Source organism: Nocardia sp. NPDC003979, from assembly GCF_053605015.1.
In genome coordinates, this window is sequence record NZ_JBSGIJ010000001.1 from 271,289 (window position 1) to 296,491 (window position 25,203).

Here is a 25,203-nt window from a genome sequence, read left to right on the forward strand (position 1 = left end):
ACACTATGTTACGGCTCATAATCACGGTATCGTCGCTGTGAAACGCTGTGCGTAACAGTGCTCGGGTGGGGATTCGAAGGGGAGCAGGATCGATGTCAGCACAAGGGGGGTCGGCTTCGCACGCCGATGCGTTCTTCGCGTTGTCGCGAACGGGGGCGATCGAGGTGCGCACCACCGAACAGGGGTTGCCGCTCGGGGTCACCATCGAAGCGGACGAGTTGCGCCGTCCGCCGGGTGAGCTGGCCGCCGAGGTCTTGCGGTTGTGCAAGCAGTCGGCGAATCGTGCGGCCTTGGCGCGGCGGGCGGAGCTGTCCGCCGCCGGTGTGAGCTCGGATGTCCTCACCTCCTTGGGTCTACCGACTCCGGAGTCGGTGGCGGCCGCGGAGGTCGTCGCCGAGCAGGACTACGACACCGAGCCGGACAGCTGGCTGCGGTCGGTGTGATCTATCACTAGGAGATTGTCATGAATACGATAGCCACCGAGCCTTCGGCCATCGAACTGTTGCGTGCGAGCGCGATCGGACCGGCGCTCGATCTCCCGGTGAGTTCGGCGCTCGCGAACATGGGAGTGCCCGCCCTGCCGCAACTTCCGGCGTTGCCCGCACTGCCGGATCTGCCCGCGCTGCCCCTGATCGACATGTCGGCTCTCGTCCAACCGCTCACCGACCTGGCCGCCGGTTTCGGCACCGGGCAGATCGGGACCGGCACGGCGTTCGATCCCACCGAGGCGTTGTCGAACGCGGGCACCATCTTGCAGACGGCGCTGGAAGTCGGAGTGAGCGCCTTACAAACGCTCATGCAGGAATGGGAAGGCGAGGGCGCCGACGCCGCATCCTCGAAAGCGCAAGCCGTGCAGCAGGACTCGACCGAGGTCGCCGCGCAGAGCGCCGAACAGAAGTCGGTCGTCACCCAGGCGGCGGCCTCTGTGGCCAAAGGACTGGCCCAGCTGACGGCCATCACCGCGAGGTTCATCGCCACCGCGACGGCCGCGGCTCCGTTGGTGGCCACACCCGGTGGGCAGGCCGCGTTGCTCGGGCTCGCCGCCGAGGCCGGCGCCGAGGCGCTGGCTGTCGTCGCGCAGACACGCGCGGAGATGACCGCCCACACCGCGTCGATGAATGCTGCAGGCACCAAGGTGGATGTGACAAGCGCACCCTCCGGTATGGATTCCTCGGACATGCTCTCGCAGCTGTCCAGCCTCATCACGCCGCTGCTCTCGTTGGCGACGACCGCGTCCGAACAGCTCACCTCCGCGTTGACCGGTGAGACGACCACCGACACGAACACCGTGGAAGATGTCGCACTGGAACACGACGCGAATATCGGCGCATCCGCCGGTGGTGTCGGTGGAGGCGGCGGTGGCATCGGAGGTATCGGCGCGGTGAGTGCGGTCGCACCGGCCCTCGGGGCGTGGTCCGGTGGACGCGGGTCCACCGGTGGCGCCACCACCACGGGCGCCGCTACCGAGGCCACTGCCAGCGCGTCGAGCGGTGGTCGTGGCGCGGTCACCGGTGGGCCCGGGATGCTGCCGCTCGGGCAGGGCATGGCCAACGCCGCCCGGGCGGGCGACGCGAGCAGCGGTCTGGACGTGCGAACCAACCTGGTCACCGGCGAGCACGGTGACGAGGTCATCGGCGATATCGCCGACACGGCCCAGCCGGTGGTCGGCGCGGCGGCGCAACGCGCACCGCGATCGGGACAGGTCGACCTTTCTGTCTGACGCGGTCTCATCCTGATACAACGGTTCGCAGCACCTCGAGCGGGTGCTGCGAACCGGATCAACTAGAAGTACGCGGTGATGGCCGCGTCGTAGACCTCGTCGGCCAGGTCGACATCCGTCACCGGCTGATAGTTCCGGGCGCGAACATGCTCGACGAATTCCTCCGGAATCGCGAGATCGTATCGGGTCAGATAGTGAATCGAATCGACCCGCCACAACCACGTGCCGTCCGAGATCAGCGACTGGCCGCTCCTGATCGACGTACTCGGATCGAAAAGGTCGACCACGCTACCCATGACGTCGAATACCGGTGTGGCAGCGACCATGTATTCGAGAATCAGGGCGCGATCATCGAGATGGTGCGTAGTGCGTGATTCACGCAGCGAGGGCAGGTCGTCATGACCGCTCCGATACATTTCCCGGTAGATGCCGATCGGTTCGAGTTCTAGCATGTGCTTCCTTTCAGGAGCAATTCCCCGATTTGCTCCGCAGGGGAGGCCGCAGCCCTCCGACCCTCGCGAAGTTCGTCTACCTGAGCATAACGCGCAATGACGTCGAACTCGTTGTGGCAGTACGGGTCCTGCATTTTCAAAGCTACATTTCGAAGATCACAGGGCGGTAGTCGGAAGTTGCGTCAAAGGTTGCCCATTCGTCGTGTTTGCGGAATGCTGTACAGAGCAGGATCTTTCAGGGGGGAAATCTCGTGGTTCAGTCAGATTCCGGTGCGCCGGAAGTTGATCCGCCGACCTTCACCGCGACATCCGCATCGGGCGCGATCGCGGTTCGCACCACCGAACGCGGTCAGCCGCTGCGGTTGAGGATCCGCCAGGACGAACTCTACCGACAGCCCGACGACCTCGCCGCCGAGATCGTCGCGCTGTGCCGCCGCGCCGCCGACCGGGGTGCCCTGGCCAGGCGGGCGGAGCTGGAAGCCGCAGGAATGAGCGCGCAGTCGCTCGCCGCCATCGGCGTGCCCACACGCGAGCAGGTCGCGCGCGCGGAATTCGAGTACGAGCAGCGATACGGTGCCGACCCGCAGATCTGGTCCCCGTCGAACTGAGGAGAGCTGTCATGGTTCGTTCGATGGACGAATTGATGGACCGGGTGATGCGCAAGGCATACCGGCTGCAAGATCTGAGCGATCAGCTCGCGGCGATCAGAGTGCGTGTCGGCGCCGCAGACGGCGCGGTGATCGTCGTGATGGACGGCACCGGTGCGATGGTCGATCTCGAATTGACCGAGGACATTTCAGCGCTGTCGTCTGCCGAGTTCGAAACCGCGGTTGTCGCGGCGGCGGAGGCAGGCGCAAAACGCGCACTCGAACAACACAACCGGCTCGTGGCCGAATTCACCGAAGCGACCACATCCTGACCTTGCCGACTTTGCTCATCCAAGCTTGAAGGAGAATTCCATGGACCAGGTTTTGCAGACCTCGCAGGCCGCCATCACCCAATTCGGCAGCGAGCACGCCGCTCTCGCCGGTCAGGTCGCGAGCGCCGGTGCCGGTGCGGCCGGCATGGTCGCCGCGGCGGTGCCCATCTTCGGCCTCATCGGCCAGGACTTCCTCGCGTCGTTCGCGGTGGCCTCCGGTAACCACCTGAGCACCATCGGTGAGATCGCGGCCGTCCACGCCGCCACCTCGGCCGCGGCCCTCAGCGCCGCCGGTGCGTACCAGACCACGGAAGTCAGCTCGGCGGCCGATTTCAACACGGTCATGCCCTAGCCATGGCGACTGAAGACAGCGCGCCCGCGGAGGGGATGGTCGCCGACCCCGCCGCGGCCACCCAGACCGCCGAGGGCGAGACACCGCAGACCGTCGAGGAGATCATCCGTGAGCTGCTCGAAGCACACGGGCTGGGATCGCTGCTCGACATGTCGGTGCCGGATGCGCTCAACTCGTTGCAGCTTCCCCAGCTGCCCGATCTGTCCTCGGTAGCCGAGGCCGCCTCCTCGATTCCCTTGTCGAGCCTGATCGAGCCGGTGCTGGAAATGGCATCCGCGTTCGGCAGCGGGGATACCGGCGGGTCCGGCGGCAGCTCGGGTGGTGGGTCGGGAGGCGGCTCCACCGGCGGTTCGGGCGGTTCGAGCACTAGTCCCACCTCGGCGCTGTCCGGCATCACCGACACGCTCTCGACGGTGGTCGATCTGGCGAAAGACGCGCTGTCGGCCGCGACCGCGCTCTGGGAGGGCACCGGTGCCGATGCCGCGGCGACCAAGTCCACCGAGGTCGCCCAGAACACCACCGATACCGCCGCTCAGGCGGAGAAGATGAACCAGCTGGTGGCGGCGGGTGCCGCCGACGTCAGCACGGGGTTGGCCGAGATCAACGGCGTCATCGCTCGTTTCGTCGCGGGCATCACCGCGCTCGCGCCGATGCTGTGGACCCCGTGGGGTCAGGCCGCGGCAATCACCCTCGCCAACGAGAGCGTCGCCGAGGGCACCGCGATCGTCACGAAAACCCAAGCGGCACTGACCACGAAGGCCGGCGAGATGACGGCCGCGGGCCAGAAGATCGCCGTCACCGAGGCACCGAACATCATCTCCGGGCTGACCACCGCGCTCAATGTGGCGACACCCCTGATGAGCATGGCCCCGACCGGCGTTGAGGCGCTGTCGGGTCTGGCGAGCAGCGCCACCAGCGCGGTCAGCGAGGGCGTCGACGCCGCCACCGAAGCCGCATCGACCGGTGCCGATGTGATGAGCACCCTCACCGACGCGGCCACCCAACTCGGCGAGTCGGTGTCCTCCGAGCTATCCGAAGCCAACAGCCTCAACGAGAACCTCGGGGCCGCAGACGGTACCGACGACAGCAGCACCGCCGCACTGGCCACCGACCCGAGCTCCGCCTCGGCAGGCGCAGGCGGTGGTGGCGGCGGAATGGGCATGGTCGGCATGGGTGGCATGGGCGGTCTCGGCGGCATGCCACCGAGCAGCTCCCCGCTCAGCAGCACCCCGCTCGCCGGTCGGCAGAGCATCGACGTGGCAGCAACCGGCCAGGCCGCGGACTCCGCACGCCAGACGACGGCCGGCGCACCGGGCGGTATGGTTCCTGGCGCGGGCGCCGCACGTCGCGCGGGTGACGCCGGAACACACGACCCCGAACGCACGGGCTTGGTCGCCGGTTCACACGGCGACGAGCTCGTCGGCGCTGTGAGCGGTACGTCGATGCCGGTGATCGGCGCGGACGAGGAGACGTTCGACGAATCGTCGGGCAGCCTCGTGGTCTGATCCCGCGCCCGGTGGGATTTGTTCGAGAGGATCGGAGACTGATGCGGAAACGCACACGGCATCTGCGGCTTCGGCTGGCCGGGCGCCTGGATCAGGCAGGTCTCGAGGCCTTGAGAGCCACGTTACGGCTGAGCCGGGTCGGCCGGTTGACCGATCGTGACGACGCGGAGTTCGGAGTTCGGGAGGTGCGCCTGGCCGACGGCCGGGCCGCCCAGCTCGAACTGTGGCGGATCGAGGAGGACCAGTGGTCCATCTACCTCGATACCTCGGCCGATACCGAACTGACCTCCGACGAGATCTCCCACTGGCAGGAACTCGCCGAGGAAGCGGCACGCGCGGTGGGTTTCGACGTCGTGGAGCGCCGGATGTTCCACGCGCAGCGTCCCGGTGTCGCCACCGAAACGCGCAACGAGGACTGGTTGCGCACGATGCGGTGGGATCTACCGGCCCGAACGCTGCCTGAGCTGTGGTCGGTCCTTCAGGTCACCACCGCATCGGACGATGAGAAACGGGAAGCACTCAGGAAATTCATGGCGAGCCCGACCTGGGAGCCTGCCCCGACCGGTCTCCGCGAAGAAGCCGAAGCCTTCCTTGCCAACGATCAGTCGCGGTGATCGCGAACCTGTCGTAGCGGCGTTCAGTATCTGGTGACGGTCCCACCGTCGATCCGCTGACGCCGCCGGGTTCCCGCGAGGTCGAGGTAGGGGCAGTCGGCTACCCCTTCGCGCAGTGTCGCGGTGGGGTCGTCGGGGGCTGTCCAGAGCAACTTGCCGCTGTCGAGCCAGGGGCGTAGGTCGAAGTCGTGATCACTGTCCGCCCAGGTGTGTTCATCCCAGCCGCGCCAGCTCCCGTTCTCGTCGTACGTGTCGTATCTATCGGTGCCCCAGGTATTCTCGAGTGGGGTTCCCAGATCGCGGGTGGTGCTGTAGTAAGTGGTCGCCCACCCGGTGTGTGGACCGATGGCGATCTGGGTGACCACCGCACGGACCGTCGGGTGGTTCAGGATCGGTGGGAGGACGTAGGGAACGTCGGGGCCGGGCCTGCGGGTGAAGGGCGCGGGGGCAACGGGTTCGGTGAGACGGACGGCACCGCCCATGGCGAGCCACGTGCGTGGCACGCTGCTCAACCGTCGGCGTTGGGGCTTGTCGTACTCCCAGTACCAGCCGTCGAGTTCGACGTCGTCCATCGGCCAGCGGACGGTCGCCCTGGTGAACGGGCACCGGGAGATGACCACTTCGGGGAGCAGTTCGACGTATCGTTCGAAGTATTCGAAGGCGTCGTAGATGATCGCGTCGCCTTCTTCGGTGTCGGGTGCGGATTTGTACAGCTCGACTATCCGGTTTCCCGCGTCGAGGAGATTTCCACGCTCCGACTCGAAAGTGCCGTCGTTCATTGTCGCGATGAATCCTCTGCGTCGTCGCCCGAGTTCGTGGAGTCCAGACCGAGCAGCGGAAGGTCGAGAGCTCTGTTGCCCGCCCTGCCGTTCCACGCCCGGTAGGTGAGCAGTTCCGGCGCGGTGATACCGAAGACATCGCGCAAGCCGACAACCGCCATGGATGCCAGTTTCCGATAGCTGGTCGAGGGCGCGGGCCACGGGAGTTCGACCCACCAGTTGTCGACATGATCGGGATGGGGTTCCTGCCAACCGGTTTCGATGAGCAGCCGGCGTTCGTCGGGAGTGCGGCGGTCGCTCTCATCGAGCCACTCGTCGCCCGCGAGCTGGCCGTAGAGCTCGTCATCGGTCTGTGCGAACTGGACGAACTCGCGGGCATCGTGGGGCGGGTGTGGTGCGCAGATCACGAGGAAGGCGCCGGCCGGTAGCAGCATCAGTTGCTGTGCGAGACCGTCGGCGAAGTCGGTCCAGTCGGTCACAGCAATCCCTGCTCTTGGTACCGCACGGTTTCGTCGTGAGCGGCCAAGTCGGTGTTGGTGTTCAGATACAGGTGGATGTTGCTCGTCATCTCGACCAGTCGGAGCGTGGTGTCCGGACCCGCCCAGCGGACTTCGGCGTACTCGCCGGGGATCCTGCTCGTCGGTGCGCCGATCGCGCCGGTGATCGCGGCGACCATCGCGGCGAAGGTGTCCCGGACAGCTGTTCGGGTGGCGGTGGTGTCGCCGGTGAACGCGGTGACGGCCAGGTCGATCTTGGTCGCCGCGCCGCGATAGCCACGCACCGATCCGCTGCCTCGTCCGAAGCCGACGTCGAGGCGCACCGAGTCCGGGCGGGTGGCCTGGACTTCCCAGCCGAAATCCGCGGCAAGCGCGTCGACGTCGGTCATCTGCCAGGACCAATCCAGGTTGCGTAGACGGGTGGACAGCTCCGCGATTTCGTTCTCCGACAGTGTTTCCCAGCGTTTCATATCAGCGTCCTGTTCGTCCCCGGCCGGCGCATTCGGTCAGAGTAGCTCACCGGCCACGTTCCATTCCCCGTGCCTCACGCTCGCGGGCGCGTTCCCGCTCGCGCACCAGGGTCCGTAATCCCGCTTCGTGTCTGGCGTGGATGGCGACCTGAGGATGAACACCTTGGCCCATTTCGACCAGCATCCTCACTTCGGTCAGCTCGAGCGAAACTCCCTTGCTGAGCAGGGCCGCGGCGATAGCCAACCGGCGTTCATGAGAATCGAATTCGGGCACGGCCGGTTGACGTGATTTATCGCCCGCATCGAGTGCTCGGTCCTCGACTGCGCGCCCCATACCATCAGACACCTGTCGGTAGGCGCGGACGTCGAAAGTCTTCGCGAGCTCCGGCCCGATCCGGAATTTGGAGTCCCCCACGGTTCGGTTGTGGTCCTGTCGAACCAATTCTTTGTCGAGGGTTTCCATCGAACGACCGAAAAGTTCGGCGCGTTCCAGCTCGAGGTTCTTCCCGATTTCTTCTCGGTGCTCGCGACTCAGTCCGAGTGCTTCGAGCGAGCGGGATTCGGCTGCCCGCTCGTCTCGCACGAGCCCGCTGAGCGTGTCCATGGTTTCGCGCACCATCTGCGGATCGGGTTCGCGGCCTTGCTCCAGCGTGCGCTCGATCTCCTGAACCCGGGTCAGGGCCAATTCGGCCACGCGCCCCCGCTCCAGTGCAGGCAGCTCGCGGGCCTCGACGGCCCTGGCGGTGCCCTGCCTGACGATCTCGCGACCCAATGTCTCCATCGGACGACCGAAGTCGTTCGCCCGATCCCTATCCAGCATCTTGGCCAGCTGTTCGGCATGCCTCGGATCGAGACCGAGACTTTCGACAGCCCGAGCCTCGGCGGCTCGTTCGACCTGGATCACCTGTTCCAGCGCATTGTATTCCTTGGCCAGTTCGGAGAGTTCGAGATCGATGCCCTTGCCTCGGGCGGCGGATATCTCGCGGGTCAGATCGAGCATGTGCTCGATGAATTTCGCCCGTGCGGGGTCCTCGTGTTCACGGAATCTGATCGCGAGAGCCTTCGCGTCCCGCAGCATCATGCGTTCGTTGTATTTGATCTCGGTGGTCAGCGGTATTGCCCGACTCTCGACATCGAGGCGGATCAATTGCTCGACCAGGTCGCGGTACTGCCCGAGTTCGACATCCTTGAACACCGTGATCCTGCTCTGGATTTCCATCTCCAGCAGGCGGGCAGCCTGTTCCTGCGCGGCGACGATCATTCGGCTGACCGCGTCCGGGGCTGATCCGAGCTGCAGGGCGCGGCCGATCTCGGCCTGCTGGTCGAACAGTTGGGTCGCAAGTTCTGCGGACTTTCCGATGGTGCTGTCGTCACGTGCTCCATAGGTGAAGCTCACAGCGTCGGTGACGGCGCGGAAAAGATCGGGGCTGTCGAGACCGCGTAGCAATCCATCTTTCGCCCGGTCGAGTTCTCTGGAGAGCACCTGCTCCAACTCGGTGCGGCTACGGAACGGGTACTCGGCATCGCGCACCATTCCACCGATCGCCGCGATGGAAGTATTCGGGCCACCGTCGACGATGAACCTCGCCACCTCAATGGTGCCGTCCATACGAGCATGCACATAGTGGTATTCCATGCGCAGCGTTCCGTCGTGCAGTGCGCGCGTGAGTTCTTCGCGGGCCTCGATGACTCGTTTGCCTGCAGGGCTCTCGGGATCGAGTCCCCGCGCACGCATCTCGTCGTGGGTTTCGTGCAGAATGCGGCGGAGATTCTGGTCGATGTCGAGTGTGTGGAGTCCGTATTCGGTCGAACCCTGCTCCGATTTCCCGTACGCGGTGACCGCATCGCCCAACGGTGAGCCGAGACCTTTGTTCTCGGTGCCGATGAGCGTCGGCGGCGTGGTGGCCGTACCGGGTACGAATGCGATGGTATCGATCGTCTTGTTGCCGTCGAACGCCCCGGTGAAAGGCGAAAGCAGCGTTGCGTTCGGGCGTAGTTCGCTGTCGACCGCGTACGCGTTTCCGCCAAGCTCGCCCATCGCCTTGGACGTGGCGACCATCTCGTTGCCCAGGCGGTTGTAGATTTCGGCGTTGTCGCGCAGCTCATCGAGGCGATCGAGTTTCGCGTCGATCTGGGCGTCGCTGAGCCGGCTGTCGGCCAGCACAGCCTCGCGTTTGGCCTCGATGACCGCGTCGAGTTCGGCGGCTTTGAGGTCGTGGATTCGATCGATCGCGAACTCCGCCATGTGACCCTTGACGACAGCGCCTGCCGCGTCTCGTTCGATCTGCTGCGCTTGGCGTTCGAGGGAGTGTTGGTCCAGTGCTTCGCGAACGGTCTCGTCGCGAACCTCGTAGATCTCGGTGGCCTCCTTCTGCGCTTTGTGCACGAGATCCTGTGAGGTCAAGTGATCTTCGATGAAACGGTTGCCCCCGTGTAGCGCGAAATTCTTGTCCCGAAAGGTCCCCGGATCGTCATGGTGATGGTGCCAGCGCCCGTCTTCGGTGCGATAACTGTCGGCTCGATCACCGGGCATGTGGAGCAGTCCGTCGTTGCCGAGGACCATGCCGGTCGGTACCGGTCCAACGTGCGGATCCGGTAATGCCGGACTCGAGCCGCGGGCATCGATGGTTGTGTCGGGTATCGCGTACAGACCCTCGATCGGGGGCGGGTCGCTGGATGCGTCGGCCATGAAGTCCCAGCCGTCGAGCCCGTCTGTGGTGGCTCGATCCGATGTGCGTTCACCCGGCGTCGTCTCGGGCTGTCCCGGCGTGGCGCTTCCCGGGGTGAAGGTGAGCCACGTGCCGTCGTTGTGGACCACCGCCGGAGAGTTCGGCCGCTGCCGGACACCGACGATATCGGTGGGCGCGTGGACCGAGACACCGAGCCGATCGGCGATCTGCTGAGCCCAGCCGACCGCACTGCCACTGAAGCAGGACACGAGTCGAACCGGCGTTCCGGGAACATAATTCGGATTGATGAGAATCGCGTCGGCGACCTGCTCGGGCGACAGCGGGGCACCGTTGTCGTCGATCGGGTGCCCGGATTCGTCCCCGTGCAGGATCACATCGTGCGCGCCTTCGTTGCGCAGATTCTCGGTGACGCGTCGCGTCGCGGGATCGGAGCCGATCGTGGTGCTGTGCGTACCGTGCGAGAAGGTAACGCCTGCCAGCGGCGACGGTGGCGTCGCGGCGATCGCCTCGGCGAGGTCGTGGCTGATCCGGTGGATATCCGCCGATTCCACACCGGCGGTCGCGTCGGTGAGGCCGACGTGTTCACCGATGGCCCGAATCACCGTCTCGGCCGCCACATCCGGCGCCCACCGCCGCCCGTCACCCTCCGTGGTCGGCGCTACAGCCGCCCGCAGGTGCGCCTGGTCCGGATCATTGACGAACTCGATATCCACGCGCAAGGCGTCACCGTTGAGCAAGGCGTGTCGCGGTGCGGACGGCCCGTTCTGACCGGACTTCTCAGGGAACAGGGCAGCCGGAGGCGCCTTCGCCGGGTCACCGAAAAGCTGGGCACTCGCCTCGATCATGGTCCGCGCGACCGCCTGCATCTGCGCCGCCGTGACACCCGGCGTCTGCTCGAGATACGCACGAACCGTCACCTCCGTCGTCCGGCGCCCGTCCTCGTCGACGGTTTGCCGGAAGTCGTACCGTGCGGTGCTGATCGTCGCCGGGGCCCGGGTCGGCCCGATGTCGGCCGGAACCGGGTCGGGGTCGACCGCCGGAACGGTCGCAGTCGCTTCGGGGCGGTGGACGACATCGAGGGTGGTCGTTCCCGGACCCGCCAGTGCCACGAATTCGACCTGCCACAGGCAGCCGATGCCGGTCTGCGGGAAGGCCACCACCGCTTCCCGAGGGAATCGGGACGCGATGATCACGCCCGGCAATTCGTGTTCGGTCAGCCAGTCCGACGCGATCCGCCGCTCACCCGTCCAGGACGACAGCGGTCGCTGCGACGGCATTTCCATGGTGGTACCCGAAGTGCCCCGCGCCCAGTCGGGGAACTCGTTTTCGGCCCATGAGTAGCCGCGGTACAACACGATGTTGTTCACGCCTTCGGCGGCGAGCCATCGTTGCGTCTGGTCGTACTGGATGCGGAGCAGTTCCCGATGGATGTCGCCGTAGCGGGCAACCTCCTGCTCGACCTCCGCGCGCAGTTCGGGCGTCATCCGCCAGGACTGCACATCCTGGAGCCCGAACTCGGTGATGGCCGCCTCTTGAATCGCGAGGGACTTCACATTGGTTCCGTTGGAGGTGTGTGCCCAGGACATGACGAGCTCGCTCACCGCCATTTCGCGCAGCGTTCGTTCAGCCTCCGGAGAGTCCATGAACAGCAGGTGATCCGGTGCGTGCGCGGGGTTGCCCGGGTCGATCTCCGAGCGGGGCAGCAGCGTGCCACCCATGGATGGGTACTCCGGATTGTGCAGTGCGACTACGTAGTCGGGATCGCCGAGGTGTGTGGCCATCGCCGGATCGACGAACGGCATCCGGCCCGCTTCCATCAGCCGGTCGAGCGGTGCGGTCATCTGGTCGGTGATCGACCGGATGACATTGGTCTTGGCCGTCTCCGAGCGAGTGATCGTCCCGTCCGCGGTCATGATCTTGTTGCTCACGTCCTGCGACCAGGCTCGCTCGGCGACAGCTTCCGGGGCGATGGCCTCGGCCGGTCCCGGTAGCAGCGGTTGGTGGCTCGGCTGGGTCGTCGTGCGCCCGGAGTCCGGGACCGGCCCGTGAACGATCCAATCCGAGTCCCGGAAATGAACGAAGAAGCCTTGTGCGGACGAGTCTTTCGGCCCGGTGGCGTCGAACACGGCATACGACATGTCGCGGCCGGTGCGCGCGTTCCACTCCGCTGCCCATTGACGCAGGTGTGGATACTCGTGCGCGACGACGGACTTGTTCAGGTATCCGTGGTCCTTGGTGAGGACGCCGTCGTACACCTCCGGATCCCATGCGGCAGCAGCTTGTTCGAACATCTGCGCGGACGAGATGTTGATGTCGAAGTCGCTCGGCTCCTCCACACCCAGCCGGTGCATCGAGTCGAAGGGGCGGCTCAGCGGTCGGTCCGGGTCGTCGCCGAGCCAGTCGCGCAGCCTTGCCTGGGCTTCGGGCTGGTCGGCGAGTTCCTCGAGGGTGGGTAGTTGCTTGTGAACACCGGAGAAGAAGTCGGCCGCCGACCCACGCAGCCTGATATCGACCTGATCGACGGAAACACCGTCGCGCCGTAGCGCCTGCAGGAACGAGTCGCGCCATTCCTGGTACAGCTGCGGGGTCATGCCCAGCGGGGCTTCCCGTGCCATCCACTGGCGGACCTGTTCCTCGGTCAGACCGAGGAACTCCAGGTCACGAGCCTGGATGACATAGCCGGTCACCGGATCGGTTGGCCACGGCTGGGGAAGATTCTGTGGGGCGCTCGTGGTCGGAACCCGGCTGGTTTCCGCCGTAGCGGCGGTCGTCGACGGGCTCTGCGCGCCGACGTGTTCGTCCCGCGGGAGCGGAGTGACATTGCCGTCGGGGTGGTGTGTGTTCCAGTTTCCGTCGGCATCGATGCGTATCGGTGCGGTGGGAGCCAGGACGCCGACTCGAAGGTGCTGGGCGAGGTGGGTGGCGAAGCCGTTGATAGACGCGTTGTCGGCCATGAGGCGGATCGGGGTGGAGTGGTCCCAGCCGTGGGCACGCAACAGGTCGCCGTATTCGGTGGGGGTGTAGGCGTGGTCACCGATCAGTGCGTGGCCGTCATCGGACAGCCGCACGTCGGCGGTGAAGTAGCCGGGAACAGCGGGCATCTGGCGAGCGAGGTCGGCGCGAGCCGGGTCGTCGGTGTGATGGGCGATGCCCGCGCGCGTCCGTTCGCCGCGCTCGGCAGCGAGTTGCGCACTGCGAGTGAAGGTCTCGTCTCGCCGATCGGCGAGCTGGTGCAGTGCGGCGGCTTGCTTCTTGATCACCGCCAACTCGTGTTCGGGCGACTGGGTCGGCACGACCACCGGCGGGCGATCCGGCTCGGTGCGGATGGCCGTCATCGGCTGACCGTCCGGTCCGTCCGGGGCGGGCGTCTTCGTGTTCTGATCGGCCCAGGCGTGAAATATCGCGAGGTCGAAGTCGGGGTCGGTGGTGAGTTCGGCGGCGCGCTGTCGCAGGTTGTCGGCTTCGGTCTCGATCTGTCGATGCAGCTGCTCGGTGTACTGTTCGCGGTCCTGGGCGTCGACTTCCGAATCACCGAAATGTGCGTCGATCAATCCAGGAATGCTCGCCCGCCGAGCACCTTCCATGCCGTCGATGACCGCAGCCACGTGCCACGGTGTCATCTCGTGATCGACTTCCCGCAGGGTCTTCGACGCCCAGGTGACGGTCGGTTGTGAACCCGGCTTGAACTCGATGAGCGGCTCGTTCTTCGCGTTCGGTGCCGGGTCGAACTGGTGCTGGTCGATGATGCTTTCGTAATTGCGTGCCCGTTGGAAGGAACTCTGCGGGTCCCAGTAGACGTGCGGACCGTGCATGATTCCGGCACCGATCGCGGCGAGTCGACCTTCATAGAGGCTGAGTTCTGCCGGGGTCAAGCGAGTACCGTCCGCGTGCAGGATTTCGAACATGTCGTGGTCACCGGTGACCGGTACCTCGTGACCATCGATCATTTGGTGGACGATGCCGTCGGTCACCACGAACCTGTCGGCGAGCTTGGCCATATCCGCCGCATACGCGTCGAAGTCCTTCGCACGGGCTCGAAGCCGCTGCTGGAGTGCTTCGATGCGCGCATCCGACATGCCGGTGGTGTCGGGCATACGCAACATCCCCGGACCGAACCGCCCGACCAGCCCCTTGGCGGAGGCCGGGGCGCCCAACGCGACATCGAGATCATTGATCGTCTTGTCTTTGATCGCCATCGGTTTGGGCGCGGCACCGGCTTTCAGGTGCGGCACCGAGTCGGGATTGGTCGGCCGGACCTGGATGATCAGGTTGTAGCGGTCGATGAATCCCTGGATACGGCGTTGGTTCCGGATCGGAATGCCGTAGACCGATTCGATGTCGGCGGGCGTGAGTGGGTCCGCGGCCGATGACTCGTCGGCCATGAGGTCCCAGTCGCCGTGCGTGCTGGTGTCCGCGAGTGCCGAATCAACCGAGAGCGCGGTCGGTGCCCGATGATTGCCGTCAGCGTCCGCCGGGTGGAAGGTGCGCCAATGGCCGTCGTTCTGGACCACGGCGGGGGAGTCGGGGCGTTGCCGGACGCCGACGACATCGGTCGGTGCGTGGACGGGCACACCGAGTTCGTTCGCGATGTGTTGTGCCCACCCGGCGTCGTTGCCGCTGTGGCAGGAAACCAGGCGGATCGGAGTGCCCGGCACGTAGTCGGGATTGGCGCGAACGGCCTCGACCACCCGTTGCGGATCGACAGGGTTGCCCAGGTCGTCGATCGGGCGGCCGATGTCGTTGCCGTGGACTACGACGTCGTGCGCACCCTCGTTGCGAAGGTTCTCGGTGACACGGCGCGAGGTCGGGTCGGTGCCGAGGGTGGTGCTGTGCGGGCCGTGGCGGACAGGCAACTCGGCATCGACGCGGTGTTCAGCGGCGCGTGCGTCGTCATCGACCGGCGGATCGGTATGAGTCGTCTGGTCGGTCGGCGCGTGGGTGCGCGCCGCGTCGATGCCCTCGTCGTAGTCGGTGACCGTTCGGCCTGCACCGGGCCGGTATTCCGACCCGACCGCCGCCGGATCGTAGGCCATGAAAACCACGTCGGGCCGACCACCGTTGTGTTTGCCGAACGTGTCGTAATCCCAACCGGGCGGCGCGTATTCGTCGTCCCAGGCGAGGCGGGCCACCGGAACGAATCCAGCCTCCGCGTAGAGCCGGGGCAAGACTGTGTCGAAACAATCCAGCCTTCGACCGCCCTGATCGATCGCGATGGTCAGCATCGCCATCGACGCACCCGGGTAGCGGGTGTCGCGATGGGCGAAGACCGAAACGATCTCGTCGCCCTTCAGCGCGATGCCCGCTTTACCGTCGTCGGTGACGAACAACCGCATGGCGCCGTATTCCTCGGTGCTGTAGACGTGCACCGATGCCGCGAAACGATTGTTCTCGGTGAGCAGGACCATCTGCTGGCGGAAGAAATCGGCGTCGGCCGGCGCCAGCTCGTACAGGTCCGGTGTGCTGTGTCCGAGTTCGGTGAGACGGTCCGCGTCGGCGGTGGACAGCGAACTCACCCCGAGTGGAGTGATCTCGCGCCCATTGATCTGTAGCTGACCGACCTCGCCGGGATCGGTCAGAACCCGTGGGCCTCCGCTTCCTCGATCATCTCGTCCGTCCAGTACTGCTCGATCGCTGTCCGCTTGTCTGTCGGTAGGTCCGGTTTCCAGCCCCGCCGCCGCCAGAACGCTTGGCGCTGAGCCTGTGTCAGCGGTGGAACGCTGCTGTCTGTCATCGTGGACCTCCTGGTCGGGATCCCCGGAGATGGCTCTGCCGGGGCCGGTTGTGGTCGGTGGCGCCAAACCTGCGACGGGGACAACGTAGCCGCGGTCGTTGATCGGGCCACCGCGCGGATAGTGCCCAGGGGGCAGGTCGAAGACGCCCTCGTTGTCGAAGAAGCGAACCTGGCCGTCCCGGCTCACTACGGCTTCCACATGCGGGGTCCGTTTGTTCCGGAGATCCTGGTGCATGCTGTTGACGCAGTCGGGGCGGAGCCGACGCTCCTCCGGCGACGGCGGACCGGGTAGCCGATCTTCCGGATGCGTGTGCAGGATGAATTTGTAGGTGGACGCCAAACTCGGCGGGATCACCGAACGCACCCTGTCACCCCGGAAGAGCCGCAATTCGCCGTCGGCGTTCTGGATGACCGCGTGTTCGTTGTCCGCGAACTTCTGCAACTCGGCGAGGTGGCTGATGCTCACCTCGCCCGGCCGGATCGGGACGCTCTCGTTCGTGGCCAAGGCGTTGGCCAGTTGCTTGGCCTTCGGTGACAGCTCGCCGAAGGTGATCTCTCCGCCGGGCATCCGCGAGTTGGCCTTGTAGTTCTTGGCCATCTCCCGGGTGTCGTCGGCTGCGGTGTCCAGGGGCTGAGCCGTCTGCTGACGGCGCGAAGTCTCTGCCGTCGTATTCGTTGTCGGCGCAGCGACATTCGTGCCGGCTGCCTGGACCGGTGCGGTTGTCGCCGGTGAATGAGAGTCCACGGCCGCCCGCGATCCGATTGCCGGTGGGACCGACGGCCCGGGTTGGCCTGCTCGTGGTGTGGGCGCGGTGTTCTCGGTGGCGGGTCCGCGCCGTTCGGAATCGGTTGTTTCCGACGGGGTTCGCTGGGTCTGACTCGGAGTGGATGCCTGCGTCGGTGTGGTGGTCGTTGCCGTGGCGCTTGCTGCTGTGACGGGTGTTGCTGCGACGGGTGTTGAGGTCGATGGAGCCGCCTGCGCGCTGGCTGCCGGAGAGGTCGTGGTCTGGTCAGCCGATGTCGCGGTGTCCACTGCGGGCGAAGAGGTGGGTGTTGTTGGAACGACTGTGGCCGGATCGCCGACCTCAGGTTGTGACTCCAAAGCGGTATCGGACTGCGGCACAGCCGCATCGGTTTCGGTGCCGCTGCGCTGAGGCGTCGTCGGGTCCGCCTGCCCGGTGGATTCGGTGGTGGGCGAAGGAGAGCTCTCGTTCGCAGTGCTCGAGGGGGCTTCTACCCCTGTCGATGCCGCATCGATCGCAGTCCCCGCTGGAGTATTCGCGGTGTCGACGCTTGTATTCCCGGAGCTGAGGTCGCTCGTGGATTGTGTAGTGGGGGCCTCGGCACCAGGATCGGCTTGTTCAGCGGGTTGGTTCGCCTGTTGTGTGCTGGGCGAATGCTCCGAGGGCGCGGCTTCGGTTTCCTGGGTTGTGGTGTCGGCTGCTCCTGTGTTCTGGTCCGTAGCGGTTGTGCCGACTTCGGTGTCGCTTCCGGTGTTCGCGCCGTTGTTGTTGCCGTTGTTCTGGCTGTCCCCGGCTCGGTTGTTCGAAGCCGCATTCGTTTCGGAGTTGTTTGTTTCGCTGGGGGTGCCTGCGCGCGGGGTGCCGCGAGTGTCGGTCATGGGTCCGGCGAAGTCGGTGTTGCCGCGGTAGCCGTGGATGGCGGATGGTCCGGCGCCGGAGGCGGCGCCGCCGGTGAAGGAGCGGGGGTCGAAGTCCCATTGGCCGGTGAAGGCGCCGGTGGCGAGGTAGGCGGCGGTGGCGCCGGCGAGTCCGGCTCCGGCGCCGGTGAGGGCGCCGTTGCGGGCGCCTTCCCATTTGCCGTTGGTGGTGGGGAGTTTGCGGCCGAGTCCGAAGCCGACACCGCCGCCGACGCCTCCGGCGATGGCGGAGATGCCGGCGTTGAGTCCGACGGCTTTCCAGTCGTAGCCGTTGATGTGGCCGGTTTTGTTCTGGATGTATTGGACGGCGAGTTCTTGGCTGGTGCCCTGTCCGAGTTCGACGAGGGATTCCTGGACGATCTCGTAGACGAGTTTGACGGCGATGCGTTCGAGGACTTCTTCGGTGACGTTGCGGGCGACGGTGTGGCCGATCGCGGTGAGGAGCTTTTTGCCCATCCACCGGAACACGGTGCGGGCTTGGGAGATGACGATGGCGTGGGCTAGTGGTGCGCCGGGTCCGGCGGCGGCGGCCCAGGCGAGTTCTGTGAGGAGCCAGGCGCCGGCGATGTAGAAGTTGAGTTTGGCGGCTTGGAGTTGGTCGCCGCCGGAGTCGGCGGCGGTGGCGAGTTTGGTCCAGTGGTCGGCGAGGTGGGCCAGGGAGCCGTTTTTGTCGGGGCCTTGGCCGTCGATGAGGGGCTGGATCCATTGCAGGATGGATTCGCCGCCGCGGCCTTGGGGGTAGGCGGCGTTGACGGTTGTCACGATTGCTTCGAGTTCGGGGACGAGGGCTTGGGCGTCGTCGGCGGCGGTTTGGAGGTCTTTGCCCATTTGCCACATGAGGTCTTCGTTGCCGTGTGGCCAATCGGCTCCGACGAGCCATTCCAGAGGTTCGAGCCAGGAGGGGAAACCCAAAGCCATGATGGGTTACCGCAATTCGGTGCGGGTCACCCGCGCAACCAACGGCAGATATGGGTAGGCGACAGCCCTTGTCATCGAAGCCCCCCACGGCTGATACAACCAAACATTCACATGCCGACACAGTTAAGTCGGCGCGAGTTCGACTGTGCCACAAGTTGATACAAACTACAACACAGCAATTCTGCGTTGTTTCCGAGTGATTCGCGCTGCTTGCATCATCACGCGCGATTCAGCGGAGGTGCGCGGGTGTCATCAGCGACGGTTCGCGCTCGTCTAGGTGGAGGGGTACAGCTGAGGCGCCAGGTCGCGGGCGGACCTGGCGAGCTCAAGCGTCTTCTAGCCGCTTCGGTACATAGCCGGCCAGGTATTCACCGAAGAAGTGCACGAGGTCCGGCGGGTACGGCTGAATGCAGGACAGCGTGTAGTCGAGCACCAAGCCGAAGCGATTCCTGCCGGAGTCCAGGTAGTGGTACTTCGGCTCGAGCGTATCCAGCATGTCCTGATACAGATCCCGCACATCGAAAAAGTCCAAGAGCTGCGGCAGGTCCCACGTCGACACATCGACCTGGGGATCACCGCTCAAGAGAATGGACCGCCCACCATCGCTGCCACGCACACGTTCGCCTCGACCGAGCGCCTGAGCGCGATTCATATCGATGAAGTGCAGGGGCCCGGATTCCTCGACATAGGCCCATTCGTTGAATCGCGGATTCTCGTAGACCACACCGCTGGGCAGCTGTGCCACCAGATCCGTATAGCCGAGGCCGCGCCGAGGTACCTCGCGCAGCACCCCGTCGCCGCCTCGGATTTGCACAAGATCCTCGACCGTCGAGACCCAGGTGGCTGTTTCACTCCGGAACATGTCACGTTCGGGGAAGTTTCGAACGCACCCGAGGTGGAACGGACCCCAGAAGAAGTTCGTGTTCGCGTCCCATGAGGCGCGGATCTGGTGGTACGGCTGGATGATCTCCGCCCACCCGTCCACCTCCAACACGAATCGGCCGCAGAAGCGGCACGCCTCGTCTTCGTCGATCACTGCTGTCCTCTCGGCGCCGACTCGGTGGTGGGAATGGTTCGCGGTCGACTGTAGGACACCGCACCTTCGAACAACAGCTCAGCTACCAGCCCGAATCCGTCACGCCCGTGCGACGTTCGGCAGTCCACCTGGCGTGATCCTCGGCATCGTCGAAGGTCGGCGCCGCATCCTCGGTGCCGGTCCGCTCCGGGGAGTTGGGGGGTGCCAGTGAGGCGGCAGGCAGCGTAGGCGCCTGACTGTCGAGGTCGGGAAGATTGTCGATGAGCTCGTGCAGCTTCGGCATCGCCGCGCGCTGATCGGTGACCGGTTGCATCAGCTCCTGCGACTGCCGACCGACATCCTCGAGGGCACGTTGCGCGGCAGTCGTCACACCCTTGGCGATCTCGTCGTAGGTGAGTTCGTCGATGTCGGAGGAGAACTTCGTCTCGATCACCGCACCGTCGGCGTTCACTGTCACAATGACACGTTTGTCACTGGTGAGCCCCGTGCCGGTCAGTAGAGCACGCTTCTGCGCCACTTCCGCGATCGCGCTGATCTGCCTGCTGAAAGCATCGAGGAGCGCGGCGGTTTCAGCCTCGTTGTTGTCCATCGTTGGTCTACTTCCGGAAGCCGTCGGAGTTTTCCTGCTCCCGCGCGTCGCTTCGTTTGCTACTCGACAAGATGCCGCTGGACAGGTTGCCCATCGACGTCGACAGGGTGCTCGTGCTCTCGACGATGTTGTCGGCCCCGGCTTTGAAACCGTTCGCGCCGTCGGCGAACTTGCTGCCGAAACGGTCGTCGCCCCACGCTGCTGATCCCGGTGCGACAGCGGTCTTACCGGCGGTGGCGATCGTATTCAGCTGGTCCGCGATCGCGGCGATGTCGTAGATGACCTGTGCCAGCTTGGCAGTGTTCACTTCGATCGGCTCTGTCATCGGATCCCCCCGAAACTGTTCTGCGGTGACCGCGCATGCGGCCACCTATTCGACTGTGCCACAACAAGTATGAGGGCACAATAGTGCTGACTGCGGCTCTGCGTGCTCGAACACGGTCGCGCCGAGAGTCAACTGTAGGACTTACGTTCATCCCTGATCGCCCGAACGATCGCGGCGATCCGAGCGTTGACCATCGAAATCAACTTGGCTGAATCCGCCGAGACCGCTGTAGAACTCGGGCCCGGCGTGACCACGTATCGGCCGTCGTCTTCCAGATCCCGCCATTCCAGCCAGCGCTCGGTGATGCCGCGTGGTCCGAAATCCGAGTGGCCTTGCACGACCCCGATCGATCCGACGGATGCTGTCGGCATCGCGAGAAACTTGGTGGAACGGACCTTCGCTCGCTCATCGAAGTCGTCCTCGACGAATGACCGGCCGTAGTCGTATTCGACATCGGTCGCGGCAGTCTCGATCAACGGAATCTCCGGCATTCTTCCGGCCTCGGCCGAGGGCAACGCGCTGACAATGATGTCCGCCAATTTCAGCGGATCGCACTCGGTTACCGTGAACCCGCCGCTGTGCATATACGTCTCGCCGGGAACTTGTGTGATCAGATAGCCCCGATTCGCGCGCCGCATCCCCAACATCCTGACGCGTCCGTCGGCGCGCTGAGGGTCGCGGGAATCCATACCGTTGACCACGATCCGGACATCCGGCTGGGTCAGTACTTCGAGGACGTTCTTGAACGAGCTGTCCAGCTTGGTGCTCAAAACCATGCCGACCTTGCGCTTCTCCCGCATGTAGTCGTAATACAGAGGGGTTCTGCTGGTGAAGACGAAGGGATGGGGTAGCGTACCGGCTTCGCCGAGAGACTCCCAGATCACGACCAGCTCCAGATCGGTGAGCTGCCACGTCCGGCTCATCGTTCCACCACCGGCCTGACCACGACAGGCGCTTCGCCCAGCGCCTCATCGAGATTCTCGGTGGAATTCAGGTACTGCGGGCGCTTGTGCTCCTTGCCTTGGCCCTGTCCCTGCCCTGCGGCGGCAGGGCTCATGCCCGGTGCCCCGGCCGCGCCGGTTGCCCCCGCCGCGATTCCGGCACGACTCACCATCGCGTCGGCCGTCGTGATCGCCGCCGCGCGAGGAAACAATCGGGACTGGGTCGCATCGCGAGTCAGCGGAGCAGCCGCAGCCGCTGCGCCCCCGAGACCGGCTCGGGAGCCACCACCACCGCCACCACCACCTGCAGAGGTGGGAAGTCCCGCGAGTCCGGGCGCCACACCGTTCAGCGCACTGTTCTCCTGAGCCGTTTCGACACCCTCCTGGGCGGCCTGCAGGCTCTCCTCGGCAGCCTGCTGTGCCGCCTCCAATCCTTGCTCGAGAGCACTCGAGGCGTCTTCGGTCGCCTGCTGCGCGGCTTCCTGCGCGCTGTTCGCCGCGTCTTCGAGGGACGAGGTGTCCGCGGAATCCGTGGCGGATGACAGGAGATTCTGGGCGGCCTCCGATGCGCTCTCGAGAGCGGAAGTCAGGTCGCTGGTATCGGGCGTGGTCGGTGTTTCCGGCGTCGTCGGGGTGGTCGGCGCAACGGGCTGCTCGGTCAGTTCGGGTGTCGTCGGCTGGGGGGTGCCCCCACCACCGCCGCCGTTGCCCGCGCCGCCGCCGTTGCCCGCCCCGGCGCCGCTGCCCGGGTCCTGGATCTGCAAGGGAACACTCGGTGCCGCCGCCACCGGATTCTTCGGAGCCTCGAGCGCGATCAGGTTACTGTTGTACCGGAGTACGCCCGCTGTGTAATAAGCGTCGCAGTCCTGCTGGTAGTACTTGGTCTTGTCTTCCGTCCTCGGCGACGTCTGCGCGGGATTCTCCCGAGTTGGCGGCATTCTTTGCCTGGTTTGATTCAATGCGCCCGAGATATCCATCAGGCTCTTGCCCACGGATTCGGTGTTCGTAGTCAACTTCTCCGATGCGGAGACGTAATCGTTGATTGCTTGAACTACCGTGCCGCCGGAACTTCCGCGCCAACCGTCCCGCAATATTCCGGCTTCTGCCTTGAATGTGGAGAATGCGCTCTTGAGCTCGCTTCCCATCCACTCCCATGTGTAACCCGCGATAGCGACCGGTGTTGGATCTATGCTTTCCCGCAGATCGAAGAGGTTTTCCCATGATTTGAGGAAGGCGTTTTCCGGCGACACCGCACGCGGGTCCTTGGGGGCATCGTATCCAGTGGTGATCGTGATCCGGTCACCATCGTCTTTTCCGAAGCTGACGATCTCGTCCAGAATCGAGGTTTTCCCGTCGAACTTCAACTGCGCTTCGGGCTTCGGTATGTTCACCGACAGGCTGGACGCGTTCGGGAAGGGCGTCGTCGGGGCAAGGGGATCCGAGCCGACCTTCATGTTCTGGATACTCAGTATTTCCTCGGCCGATCTTTGTTCCATCGCCGCGAACGCTCGCGCTGCGCTCTTGACCGCTTCGGCCATCGCTGTGGTGATATCGATGTGTTGCTGCAAGATGTCGGACAGTGCGACACCTTGATCGGAGAACTCTCGGGCCAGCTTCGTTCCTGAATAGAAGATCCCCGGGGGTCCGGCGAACGGACGCAAGTCGTTTACTTCGTCAGTTTTCTGCTTGATAGTTTGCAGGCGCCCCAGCAGCGTATTGCATATCCCCAGGGCAACTGCGACGACACCCGAATCGAATAAGAAGAGCGTTTCCCCGTTGTTCGCGCGGTTCTGTACATCGCTCCATAATCCGTCGCCCACGTCATTCCCCTCCGTTACGTGGATGCGCTCAGTGGCGTGCCACTGCTCTGCCCGTCGAACGCTGCTGTCCTGGATAGCCGTACAGCCTGGCGCCGACGTGCTCATAATGCCGTATCCGTGCGATGCATGCCAGGCGTGGTCGAGTGGCGATCGTCCAACCTGGCCATGCGGTGTGTAGTGCACCGGGACGGTATGTGCGGAAGGATGGGCGCGTCGCGGGGCGGGAGCAGCGCGGTATGGCGAGGAGGGAATCGGGAGTGCGGAATTTCGAACCGGGGGCTCGGATCGACGCGAACTCGGGAGCGAGCTCACAGCTGGCGTCATCCGACATCACCTTCAGGCTGGGGGCGGCACCGAGCGCTGGTGCGGAGGACGTGACGGGTCGCCCTGCGCTGCCCGGCGTCGTGGTCGAACCGGGTGCAGCGAGTGAACGCGGCTCGGAAACGTCGAGAGCTGGGTCCGGTGGTGGTGCGTCGCGGCTGGACGCGGCGATTCGCCTACTCGTCGAGCTGGCGCCCGTCGGCTGGGTGCGGCTGGAGGGGGTGGTTGCCTTGGCGGCGGAGCGGGGAGTGGCGCGAGTCGACTGGTTCGACAGGAATGGGCAGTCTGTTCGGACCGAGATGCCCCAGGATGTACTCGATCTCGTCCGCGCGCACAGAGTTCGCGTATTCGAGCCCGGGACGGGTCCGTGGTGGCGGTTGATCATGCGGGCGTCGGCGGATGGGCGTTCCGAGGTGGAGTACGACTACGGCGACGAACCGTTTCCGGACGATCAGTTGCTGACGCCTGAGGCGTATCTCGCTGATCTGCAAGCATTTCCGCGCGCCCGAGTGCCGGTGTGGTTGGCGGCCTATGTGCGGCAGGAGGATTCGCAGCGGCGCTCGGCGCGGCAGGCGGCTGTGCGGGCCCGTTCGGCGGGGGTGGCTTCGGCGCGGGAGGTGGCGGGGCTGCCTCGGTTGGCGGCGGTGTGGGGACGGTGGGCGGTGCTCTCGGCGGCGTTCGTCGCGGGGGAGTCGGAGCGAGGGCCTCGGGTTTTTCCTTCGATGGGGATTTTCGAGGGGGAGGGGCGGAGCGGGTCGACGTTGTATCTGCTGCCGGGGGATCGTGCCGTGTTGTCCGGCGGTGTGTGGGGGGCTCTGGATCTGGAGGTGGCGTACAACAGCACCGGCGTGCTTCCGGACTACTACGCGGGTGCACCCGAGTGGGTGGCCAACCAGGTACTCAATCCCCGTGCGGCGAGTGGGCTGTTGTCGTTCTGCTTCTGGTGGGATCGCGGGAACTGGTATCGGGGCGAGTCGGCCGAGGTCGAGCAGTTGGCTGTCGCCATGCCGGGGATCCGGACTGCCGAGCAGGTCGTGGATGCCGTGCGCGCCGCTGGTCGCGCCGATGCGCCGCGGTCCGCTGTGGCGGCGTTGGTCGCGGCGGCGGAGAGGGGCGGGGTCACCCGCGAGCTCCTGACGGATGCCGTGGGTTCCGTCGGCGATATCGACGGCGCGTGGTACCAGCTGATGCTCGCGGGGCTGGTCGACTCGCGCAGATAGTTGTCGATGCACTCGCTGAAATGAATGACTCGCTGCGCGAGAATCGAAATTCCCTTCGACAAAATGTCGCACATGATCAGCGGTCATCGTTTTGGCGATTGTCGAACGTCACCAACCTCTTCAGGTATTGCGGCCGGGAGGGTTCGATTATTTGCCGCCGATGGTGGCAGAAAGATGGTGATCTATGGCGTTTTCGGCGTTGAGATGGTAGTTGTAACAACAGGTTTGGAGTCTCGTCGGTAGATGGCGGGATGGAAGGGGGGAATCGTGGTCGATTCCATGGACGAGTTGGTCGATCGGGTGCAGCGACAGGTCTATCGTATGCGCGATCTGCATGACCAACTCGCGCGGATCAGGGCGCGTGAGGCCTCCGAGGACGAGGCGATGACGGTCGAGGTCGACGGAAATGGTGCGATGACGGCACTGGACTTCTCGGACGCGGTCAGCGGTATGACGCCGGGTGGCTTCGAGTCCACCCTTGTCGCTACCGCCGCCGCGGCTGCGGCCAGCGCTTTCGCTCGCCGGGCGCGGTTGATCGAGGAGTTCAACGCCGAGGTCGCGCGGTAATGTCTCGTTAACTTTCGAGCTCCTTATGATCACCTTAAGCCTTGTAGCACAACCTTTTTCAGCGATGTATGCTGATG

19 protein-coding genes are annotated in these 25,203 nt (G+C 65.2%); 9 read left to right on the top strand and 10 right to left on the bottom strand.

Annotated features, from left to right (window positions below):
• Window positions 1–92 precede the first annotated feature (92 nt).
• Both ACWEVR_RS01065 and ACWEVR_RS01070 read left to right on the top strand, forming a co-directional pair.
• Window positions 93–443, top strand: coding sequence for a hypothetical protein (locus ACWEVR_RS01065; RefSeq protein WP_378668286.1), 351 nt, complete (start codon window positions 93–95; stop codon window positions 441–443).
• Between the two features lie 20 nt (window positions 444–463).
• Window positions 464–1,720: a hypothetical protein gene (locus tag ACWEVR_RS01070; protein ID WP_452465321.1), complete on the top strand. Its 1,257-nt coding sequence runs from the start codon at window positions 464–466 to the stop codon at window positions 1,718–1,720.
• A gap of 62 nt (window positions 1,721–1,782) precedes the next feature.
• On the opposite strand, the gene ACWEVR_RS01075 is transcribed toward ACWEVR_RS01070, so the two are convergent.
• Window positions 1,783–2,172: a hypothetical protein gene (locus ACWEVR_RS01075; RefSeq protein ID WP_452465322.1), complete on the bottom strand. Its 390-nt coding sequence runs from the start codon at window positions 2,170–2,172 to the stop codon at window positions 1,783–1,785.
• A gap of 251 nt (window positions 2,173–2,423) precedes the next feature.
• Here ACWEVR_RS01075 and ACWEVR_RS01080 point away from each other — a divergent pair, with 251 nt between their 5' ends.
• The 5 genes from ACWEVR_RS01080 to ACWEVR_RS01100 are packed head-to-tail and all read left to right on the top strand — an operon-like array spanning window position 2,424 to window position 5,562.
• On the top strand, window positions 2,424–2,780 hold the full coding sequence (locus ACWEVR_RS01080; protein WP_452465323.1) for a hypothetical protein: 357 nt from the start codon (window positions 2,424–2,426) through the stop codon (window positions 2,778–2,780).
• 11 nt (window positions 2,781–2,791) lie between these two features.
• The gene (locus ACWEVR_RS01085; protein WP_452465324.1) at window positions 2,792–3,091 is read left to right on the top strand and encodes a YbaB/EbfC family nucleoid-associated protein; all 300 of its coding nucleotides are present in this window, start codon (window positions 2,792–2,794) and stop codon (window positions 3,089–3,091) included.
• 40 nt (window positions 3,092–3,131) lie between these two features.
• Window positions 3,132–3,443 (top strand): type VII secretion target, encoded by a 312-nt coding sequence (locus ACWEVR_RS01090; RefSeq protein WP_452465325.1) that lies wholly within the window; start codon window positions 3,132–3,134, stop codon window positions 3,441–3,443.
• Window positions 3,444–3,445: 2 nt separating this feature from the next.
• On the top strand, window positions 3,446–4,948 hold the full coding sequence (locus tag ACWEVR_RS01095) for a hypothetical protein (protein WP_452465326.1): 1,503 nt from the start codon (window positions 3,446–3,448) through the stop codon (window positions 4,946–4,948).
• Window positions 4,949–4,989: 41 nt separating this feature from the next.
• Entirely contained in the window at window positions 4,990–5,562 is a 573-nt protein-coding gene (locus ACWEVR_RS01100) for a hypothetical protein (protein ID WP_378668274.1), read from the top strand.
• A gap of 23 nt (window positions 5,563–5,585) precedes the next feature.
• Here the strand turns inward: ACWEVR_RS01100 and ACWEVR_RS01105 are convergent, their stop codons facing one another.
• From ACWEVR_RS01105 to ACWEVR_RS01145, 9 genes are all read right to left on the bottom strand, one after another.
• Window positions 5,586–6,341: a hypothetical protein gene (locus ACWEVR_RS01105; RefSeq protein ID WP_378668272.1), complete on the bottom strand. Its 756-nt coding sequence runs from the start codon at window positions 6,339–6,341 to the stop codon at window positions 5,586–5,588.
• The gene (locus tag ACWEVR_RS01110; protein ID WP_378668271.1) at window positions 6,338–6,820 is read right to left on the bottom strand and encodes a TY-Chap domain-containing protein; all 483 of its coding nucleotides are present in this window, start codon (window positions 6,818–6,820) and stop codon (window positions 6,338–6,340) included. The genes ACWEVR_RS01105 and ACWEVR_RS01110 overlap by 4 nt, the downstream gene beginning before the upstream one ends.
• Entirely contained in the window at window positions 6,817–7,308 is a 492-nt protein-coding gene (locus ACWEVR_RS01115) for a DUF6301 family protein (protein ID WP_452465327.1), read from the bottom strand. Before ACWEVR_RS01115 ends, ACWEVR_RS01110 begins: the two co-directional genes overlap by 4 nt.
• A gap of 46 nt (window positions 7,309–7,354) precedes the next feature.
• Window positions 7,355–18,307: a WXG100-like domain-containing protein gene (locus tag ACWEVR_RS01120; RefSeq protein ID WP_452465328.1), complete on the bottom strand. Its 10,953-nt coding sequence runs from the start codon at window positions 18,305–18,307 to the stop codon at window positions 7,355–7,357.
• A 325-nt stretch (window positions 18,308–18,632) separates the two neighbouring features.
• Complete coding sequence (locus ACWEVR_RS01125; protein ID WP_452465329.1) at window positions 18,633–19,343, bottom strand: hypothetical protein; 711 nt, start codon at window positions 19,341–19,343, stop codon at window positions 18,633–18,635.
• 82 nt (window positions 19,344–19,425) lie between these two features.
• Entirely contained in the window at window positions 19,426–19,932 is a 507-nt protein-coding gene (locus ACWEVR_RS01130) for a YbaB/EbfC family nucleoid-associated protein (protein ID WP_452465330.1), read from the bottom strand.
• A gap of 7 nt (window positions 19,933–19,939) precedes the next feature.
• Window positions 19,940–20,257 (bottom strand): hypothetical protein, encoded by a 318-nt coding sequence (locus ACWEVR_RS01135; RefSeq protein WP_452465331.1) that lies wholly within the window; start codon window positions 20,255–20,257, stop codon window positions 19,940–19,942.
• 128 nt (window positions 20,258–20,385) lie between these two features.
• On the bottom strand, window positions 20,386–21,180 hold the full coding sequence (locus ACWEVR_RS01140; RefSeq protein WP_452465332.1) for an ESX secretion-associated protein EspG: 795 nt from the start codon (window positions 21,178–21,180) through the stop codon (window positions 20,386–20,388).
• Window positions 21,177–23,123, bottom strand: coding sequence for a hypothetical protein (locus ACWEVR_RS01145; RefSeq protein ID WP_452465333.1), 1,947 nt, complete (start codon window positions 23,121–23,123; stop codon window positions 21,177–21,179). Before ACWEVR_RS01145 ends, ACWEVR_RS01140 begins: the two co-directional genes overlap by 4 nt.
• Window positions 23,124–23,392: 269 nt before the next feature.
• On the opposite strand from ACWEVR_RS01145, the gene ACWEVR_RS01150 reads away from it, so the two are divergent.
• Together ACWEVR_RS01150 and ACWEVR_RS01155 are read left to right on the top strand one after the other, a co-directional pair.
• A complete protein-coding gene (locus ACWEVR_RS01150; protein ID WP_452465334.1) occupies window positions 23,393–24,559 on the top strand; it encodes a hypothetical protein in 1,167 nt (388 codons plus the stop codon).
• 321 nt (window positions 24,560–24,880) lie between these two features.
• A complete protein-coding gene (locus tag ACWEVR_RS01155) occupies window positions 24,881–25,126 on the top strand; it encodes a YbaB/EbfC family DNA-binding protein (RefSeq protein ID WP_378668260.1) in 246 nt (81 codons plus the stop codon).
• The last annotated feature ends 77 nt before the right edge of the window (window positions 25,127–25,203 follow it).